At 72.6% G+C, this 6,822-nt stretch carries 4 protein-coding genes and 1 pseudogene; 1 reads left to right on the plus strand and 4 read right to left on the minus strand.

The genetic code is table 11. The features are described 5' to 3' along the window. Positions 1-11: 11 nt before the first annotated feature. The 3 genes from ACGFIR_RS29975 to ACGFIR_RS29985 form a co-directional block, all read right to left on the minus strand. Positions 12-1,427 carry a hypothetical protein gene (locus ACGFIR_RS29975; RefSeq protein ID WP_393148579.1) on the minus strand — a complete coding sequence of 472 codons (1,416 nt, stop codon included), beginning with the start codon at positions 1,425-1,427 and terminating at the stop codon, positions 12-14. After that, positions 1,424-4,381, minus strand: coding sequence for a hypothetical protein (locus ACGFIR_RS29980; protein ID WP_393148581.1), 2,958 nt, complete (start codon positions 4,379-4,381; stop codon positions 1,424-1,426). Before ACGFIR_RS29980 ends, ACGFIR_RS29975 begins: the two co-directional genes overlap by 4 nt. 119 nt (positions 4,382-4,500) lie before the next feature. Beyond that, positions 4,501-5,235 carry an NUDIX hydrolase gene (locus ACGFIR_RS29985; RefSeq protein ID WP_393148583.1) on the minus strand — a complete coding sequence of 245 codons (735 nt, stop codon included), beginning with the start codon at positions 5,233-5,235 and terminating at the stop codon, positions 4,501-4,503. 155 nt (positions 5,236-5,390) lie between these two features. On the opposite strand from ACGFIR_RS29985, the gene dusB reads away from it, so the two are divergent. Next, positions 5,391-6,563 carry a tRNA dihydrouridine synthase DusB gene (gene dusB, locus ACGFIR_RS29990; RefSeq protein ID WP_393001593.1) on the plus strand — a complete coding sequence of 391 codons (1,173 nt, stop codon included), beginning with the start codon at positions 5,391-5,393 and terminating at the stop codon, positions 6,561-6,563. A 92-nt stretch (positions 6,564-6,655) separates the two neighbouring features. On the opposite strand, the pseudogene ACGFIR_RS29995 reads toward dusB, so the two are convergent. Then, positions 6,656-6,822: pseudogene (locus tag ACGFIR_RS29995) on the minus strand (phytochelatin synthase); the annotation flags it as partial.

Here is a 6,822-nt window from a genome sequence, read left to right on the forward strand (position 1 = left end):
CCGGGTCGTCGTCAGTCCACGACCGTGCGCCGCAGGCCGTCGAGATACTCACCGGCCGCGAGCGAGTCGTCCATGCTCCGGGCGGAAAGCGCGGCGAGCTGGTGCGTCTGCTGGTACTCGTGACCCTCGTGACGACCGGCGACGAGGAACTCGCCGCGGTCGGCGCGCACCACGTGCGGCAGCGCTCCGGCCAGCGTGTCGAGATGCGCTGCCCAGGCGTCACGCAGCGCACTCGTGGCACCTGTCCCGCGGCTGGCGGGGCGGTTGTGCAGGAGGTGGTCGAGTCGCTCGCAGGAGGCCTCCCAGGCGGGCCAGCGGTCGTCGTCGGCCACCAGCTCCCAGTACGCCGCGAAGACCTGCCGCAAGGGCCGCACCGGCAGGTTCGGCAGGGTCTCGGCGGCCGAGAACGCGCCCGACATGGTGGGCTCGCTCTGCGCCTCGTCGTCGCGGCGGAGCCGTACCAGCGCCAGGGCGAACGCGTTGACCTCCTTCAGCTCGTCGCGTCCGTCCGAGCGGGGCACCGAGGACATGTACCCCCACTGGGCCCGGCCGGAGTAGGCCAGCACCGCGTTGTAGAGGGTGTCGACGAGTTCCCGTACGAGTTCCCGGCGCAGCAGTTCGTCGGCGTCCGCGCCGGCGTCGGTGCCGCGCGCCGCCGTGAGCTCGGTGATGGCGTCATGGGCCCAGGCCCGGCTGTTGAACGCCTTCTTCGCGTCGTTCCTGTGCCTGGCCAACTGGGCCTTGACGCGGTCGCGCAGATCGATGGCCGTGTCGACCGGGCAGCGTCCCCGGGCGAGGACGCCCAGGCCGGCGTCGTCCAGCCCGGCCAGGCGGCTCAGGTAGTCGACGAGGCTGACCTCGGGCAACTCAGCCTCGGCGTCCCGCTGCGGACCGGTGAAGTACTCGTCGAGCCGGATCACCGTCTCCCAGTGCTCGGCGAGCCCGGGGTAGTGACGCGTCAGCAACGACGGCACCCCGCCCGTCGGCCCGCCGCCCGCGTCGGCCGTCCTGAGGACGCGGGCCAGTTCGGTGCGGGCCGAGTCGTCGTAGTCGATGGGTTGCCAGGCCGACAGCCGCAGCCCTTCCCCCTCGGCCTTGTCCCGGAGGTTGGCGAGCATGCTGGCGCAGGCGGCCAGATAGCTCGGTTGCCGGAAACGGTGCAGCGCGAAGGGCCGCTGGGCGCGCATGCGCTCCGCCGCACTCGCGCTGGCCTCCCGTCGTGCTTCGTCGTAGGTCCCGAGCACCGCCTCGGCCAGGACCAGGAAGCTGCGCGAGTCGAAGGCGTACGTCTGACTGACCGAGATCGTGCGACCGAGCAGGAGGCTGATGACCGCCTCGGCCTGGGCCTGGGCGAGGTTGGGATGGTCGGCCTGGTTCTCGGCGGTCGCCCGGGTGGAGTCGAACGACTCGTGGAAGACCATGTTCATGACACTCCCTCAGGACGCGGGAAGAGCACGCCGGTGGAGCCGGCGGCCAGATGCAACAGGGGTACGGCCGCCGCGCCGGGCTGCCCGGTCAGGACGTAGCGACGCAGCGCGGCGGCGAAGGCGACGTCGACGGGCTCGCCGGCCAGCGCCCGGACGGTGACGTCCTCGGCGAGCGGCTGCACCGTCTCCTGGAACACGGCGGTCCGCATCGCGATCACCGCTTCGACTCCGTGCCGGAGCAGCTCCCGTGCGAGCGCGGCCGAGGTGCAGCCGAGCAGGATCACGAGGCGGGGGCGCAGCATGGCGAGGGCCTGACCGCACTCCGCCGTCGTCATGGCGAAGTCGTCGGTGAACCTCACTCTGGCCGCTCCGCTGTGCGCCCACAGGTGCACGATGTGGGCGGTGGTCCCCCCGTCGGGAAGATCCCCACGCTGGCGTACGACCCGCGGCATGCCGTCCAGCAGCCGGACACCGATGCGTCGGGTCCGTCGCCGTAGCTGCTCGAAGGCCACATCGACCGGGCGGAGCCGGTCCTGGCCCCGCCGCATGTCCTCACCGCGCAGGACCAGCATGTGGGGCCGCAGCGGGGCGTCCTCGGGGCGCTCGGCGGGTGGTGCGCCCGGCACGCGCCGCACGGAGGTCACCAGGGGGTCGCCGAACCAGCCGAGCGGCTCGGCGGAGGGGTGCAGGAGTTCCCAGGGCACCTCGGAGCCCTGCCCGTCGCGGGCCGACCAGGCGATCCGTACCGGACGGTGCGGCCATCGGCCACGGGCGCGGTCGACGGCGCGGTCCAGTCCGCCCGACCACAGCCGGTCGCCCAGGATCCCCGACAGCCGGACGCCCTCGGAGAGCCTCCTGATCTCCTGGCTGTCGGCCAGGCTCCGCAGCTCCTGCACCACGTCGGCCTCCAGGTCGACGGACCCGTCGTCGTGGGGCAGCCGTAGCCGCCATTTCAGGCCGACGTCGACCTTCACCTCGACCTCCGCGGGGACTGTCGTCTCCGCCGGGTCCCCGTCGGGGGTGTCCATGAGGTCGTAGGCCGCGAGCCGTACGCCGCCTGCGACGACCACCCGACGGTCGGCCGTGGCGATCAGCTCCAGCCGGCCGGTCGCCTCCAGGCTGCGGGCACCGTCGGGCGTCAGGATGGCGAGGCCCCGACCGGCGTCGGCGATGGCCAGCCGCCCGTCCGGCAGCAGCGCGGCGTGCCGGGCGCGGGCCGTGGCGGCCGGGACGATCGCCCGGCGTGCGAGGTACGGATCGTGGGCGTCGAGCCGTTCCACGGAGCCGTCCGGCAGGAACAGGACGACCTCGTCGGCGTTCAGCTCGAGCAACCGGGCCGCCATGTCGACCCGTGCCACGTGCTCGGAGCCGTCCGTCCGGACGACCCTCAGCTGCCCGTCCTCGGCCAGGGCGGCGAGTGACCCGTCGGGGCCGTACCTGATGTCCCTGACCGTGGCCCGCATCTGGAATCTCGTGCCGGTCGACTCCCGCACCTCGCTGGCTGCCGCGTAGGCGTAGCGGTCACCGAGAACCGCGACGGCGAGGCACAGGGTCCTGACGGAGCCCTTCAGCGAGACCTCGTCGGTCGACGGTTGCCAGAAATGCAGGCCGTGCTGCGCGGCGACCAGCCAACCGTCGTCGTAGGGCACCACCTGATGGACGCGCCCCAGACGGCGCCAGGTCTGCCGGACGACCGCACCGTAGCGGTCGAACTCCCGTAGTGTCCCGAGCCGGCTGCCGGCGACCGTCCGTCCCCGGTCGGCGGGATCCGTGGCGACGGCCGTGATGGCGTCGGACGCCGAGAAGCTCGGGTCGTCGTTGCCCGTCCGGTGCAGGTCCCAGTGGACGATCTCGTCACCGTGGGCGCTGACCAGCAGGTGATCGCCCGCGAAGGCGAGGGCGTCCACGGCACCCTCGGTGCTGATGTGCTCCTGTTCGGCCTCCGGTACGGCGGCCCCGAACCGGATCCGTTCGTCGGCCCCTCCTGAGGCGAGCAGGCCGTCGCCGGACCACGCGAGGCAGGTGCCACCGCGGTGTTCCCAGAGCTGGTGAGTTGTCCCGTCGTGCCAGACACCGATCTCCGACCCGCAGATCCAGCCGAGGCGGGTGCCCGTGCTGTCCCAGGCGGCGGTCGCCAACGGCCGGTCGAGCTGCCCGACCGATCGCCAGCCTGCCTCAGTCGCGGCCTTGTCGATCTCCGTCACCAGGCCGTCAGCCCAGGCGACCCGCAGGACACTCTCGTGGAAGGCCATGGCCCGCACCACGACACCGGGGCGCACGGGTGTCGTCACCCACGGGTGGCCGGGCGGCTGCACGAAGACGTGCCCTTCCTCGTCGCCGCACGCCAGGCTGCCGTCCGCGCCCAGGGCGAGGGCCCGGATGCCGGCCCGCCGCGGGGGCGGGCCGGACAGTGACGATCCGACCGAGACGAGGCGTCCGTGGGGCCCCGCCCCGACGACGCGCCCGGCGTCGGCCGCGATCACCCAGACCGGGCTTCCCAGGTCACCCACATGCGTGACGCCCTCCTCGCCGGCCCACCTGTCGAGCGAGCCGTCCCGGCCGCCGAGCACCACACCGCCCGGCGCGGCGCTGAGCGTGTTGACCAGCTGCGGTGCCCGGCCCGTGCGGCGGAACCGGCCGTCGTGGGAACGGGACGACCAGCGCAGCCGCAGATGGGGAACGGCCAGGGCCGCCAGCCAGGAGACGGCCCACGACTCCACGTGCGGCAGCTGCCACTCGACGGCGAGCTCGACCAGCGCCTGGGCGTGCTGGACGCTGCCATCCGTCGCCGAGCCCGGGTCCGGCCCGCCCACCCGCTGCTGCGCGTAGGTCAGCGCGCTGGCCAGATCGAGGGACTCCGGGCTGCCCTGCTGGCGCAGTTCGCTGGTGAACGCGGCGAGGTCGAAGGCGGCGTCGGTCGCGGACCACGGCACGGGGAGCCGGTTCCCTGTCATCCGCATCCGCCCTTCGCCTCGCCGAGGGCATCAACGAGATCACAGGCAGTGGCGCTTGTTCTGTCGGACGTACGACTGAACGCCGGATCCACCATCCAAAATGGATCGTACGGCCGGCCTCACCCGCCCAGGTGACCCTGGGCCGTGGCGAACGCGAAGGCGGCGAGCAGATAGCAGTCGGACACCTCGCCCGCGGCGATCATCCGCGCCAGCTCCATCGGGGTCACCAGGCGGAACTCGTCGATGCCCTCCTCGGTGGCGCCGGCCGGCCCCGTCTCCGGCAGCGCCCGCGCGTCGAGGCGGGCCAGGTACACCTCGTCCCTGCCGCCGTCGCCCGTCAGGCTGCCGAGCAGTTCCACCTTGTCCGACTGGAGGCCGACCTCCTCCTCGAGTTCGCGGGCGGCGGTGGTGGCACCGTCGGATCCGGGCTCGGCGAAGCCCCGGGGGATCTCCCACTGCCAGGTCCGCAACTCGTGCCGGAAGTGGCGGACCAGCACCAGGCGGCCGTCCGCCAGCACCGGCAGGACCGCGGCGCCCGTGCCCGGATGCGCCGGCAGGACGCGGATGTACGGCCCGAACCGTCCGTTACGGAAGCGCACGGCGTCGCGCAGGGCGATCACGAAGGCGTCCTCGTAGACGACACCGATGTCGCCGTGCTCCTCGGGCTTACCGCGCTCGCGCAGCATCGCCGCCGAGTTGTCCGCCACGAGGGTCTGGACGTCCGGGTCGAACATGATCTCGTAGGCCGCGCCGGCCGGGTTCACGAACAGCTCCGGTCGTTCGACACGGAGTTCGTCGTAGCGTGCGAGCCGCTGCGCACGGCGCCGATCTTGTTCTGAAGTAGCTGAGGTCATGGGTCCTCCCGCGCTCGCGTCGCATCGACTCGTTCGACGTCAGTCTGCTCTGCCGTGACGAAGGACGCACCGACCGACAGGGCACCCCGGCGGTACGGGCGCTCCGCGCCGGTGCGCGGGACGTCGGGCAGGAACCCCTCCCTACACTTGTCCTCGTGACTGGGAGCGGGGCGGGCGAGGGGCGTGGGCTGCGCATCGGGCGGCACGAGGTGTGGCCGCCGGTGGTGCTCGCGCCGATGGCCGGCATCACCAACGTCGGCTTCCGGCAGCTCTGTCGGGAACAGGGCGGCGGCATCTACGTCTGCGAGATGATCACCACGGTCGCGTTGGTCGAGCGGAACCCGAAGACGCTGCGCATGATCGCCTTCGGTGACGACGAGCGCCCCCGCAGCCTCCAGCTATACGGCACGGACCCCGAGATCACCGCCGCCGCCGTGCGGATCGTGGTGGAGAAGGACCTCGCCGATCACATCGACCTCAACTTCGGCTGCCCGGTGCCCAAGGTCACCCGCAAGGGCGGCGGCTCGGCGCTGCCGTGGCGACGCCGGCTCTTCGCGCGGCTGGTCAGGGCCGCGGTGGACGCCGCGTCACCCGCCGGGGTGCCGGTCACGGTCAAGATGCGCAAGGGCATCGACGACGACCACCTGACGTACGTCGAGGCGGGCCTCGCCGCCCAGGACGCCGGCGTGGCGGCGGTCGCCCTGCACGGGCGTACGGCCGCGCAGCGCTACTCCGGCACGGCGGACTGGGACGCCATCGCCACGCTCAAGCAGGCCCTCGACGTGCCGGTGCTCGGTAACGGCGACATCTGGGAGGCCGACGACGCGCTGCGGATGGTGGCGCACACGGGCGTCGACGGAGTGGTGATCGGCCGGGGCTGTCTCGGCCGGCCGTGGCTCTTCGCCGACCTGGAGGCCGCGTTCGACGGCCGCCCGGAGCGGCGGCTGCCCACCCTCGGCGAGGTCGCCAGGACGATGCGCCGCCACGCCGAACTGCTGGTCGACCAGTTCACCGCAGGCTCCCGCACACCCAGTCGCGGCGAGCGGGACGGCTGCACCGACTTCCGCAAGCACGTCGCCTGGTACCTCAAGGGTTTCCCCGTCGGCAGCGAACTGCGCCGTGAGCTGGCGATGATCGAGAGCCTGGCCCAGCTCGACGACCTGCTCGGCAAGCTGGAACCGACCGAGCCCTTTCCGGTGGCCACGCTGGGCCAGCCGCGAGGCCGTACCAACTCGCCCGGCAAGGTCTTCCTGCCGGACGGGTGGCTGGCCAGCCGCGACGACGACACGGTCCCCGAGGGCGCGGAACTGGCCGACTCGGGCGGCTGAGGGACGCGCGATGCGTGCGCGGCACGCGTAGACGCCGAAAGGGCCGGTCCCCGTGGTCGGGGGCCGGCCCTTTCGTTCGTTCGTGGTGGGTGTCAGGAGGTGTAGCCGCGGGTGGCGATCCAGTCGGCGAGGTTGTCGATGTTCATGCGGTAGGAGGCCTGGTCGGGGTTGGCGGAGTCGGCGATGGTGACGGTGTTGCCGTTGTCGCGGTAGCCGACGACGCTGATGTAGTGGCCGCCTTCGAAGGAGTGGGTGGTGC

This window comes from Micromonospora sp. NPDC049051, assembly GCF_043197575.1.
In the GTDB taxonomy this organism is placed as follows: Bacteria; Actinomycetota; Actinomycetes; order Mycobacteriales; family Micromonosporaceae; genus Micromonospora.